This is a genomic window from Rhizobium ecuadorense (assembly GCF_001187535.1).
In the GTDB taxonomy this organism is placed as follows: domain Bacteria; phylum Pseudomonadota; class Alphaproteobacteria; order Rhizobiales; family Rhizobiaceae; genus Rhizobium; species Rhizobium ecuadorense.
Window position 1 is genome coordinate 1 of sequence record NZ_LFIO01000927.1, and the last position, 360, is coordinate 360.

The following is a 360-nucleotide window of genomic DNA, read 5'->3' on the forward strand; positions in this document are numbered from 1 at the left end:
GTGCCGATCTTGGCGGACGTCGCACACAAAAGAATTTTGCCCAGACGTTGTCCGGCATGAATGCCCAGCCACTGTCCGGTCAGGCCGCCGATCGACAGACCGCAGAAATGCGTCCGCTCTATCTCCAGAGCATCGAGCAGCGCAAGGACATCATTGCTGAGGTCTGACAGCGCATAGGGCGGCGGCGGTGCCGACGACAGGCCGTGGCCGCGGCGGTCATAACGCAGCACGCGGTAATGCTGCGACAAAGCGGCTGCCTGCGCATCCCACATGTGCAGGTCGGTTCCGAGCGAATTGCAGAACATGAGCCACGGTTTGCCGGCCGCACTCCTGTCGCCGTCGATGCGATAGTGCAGGCGG

Annotated in this window: 1 protein-coding gene; it reads right to left on the reverse strand. The window is 62.8% G+C overall.

All coding sequences use genetic code 11. The features are described from left to right. On the reverse strand, positions 1 to 360 hold a 360-nt coding region (locus AF337_RS16040; RefSeq protein ID WP_152971103.1), incomplete at both ends, for an alpha/beta fold hydrolase.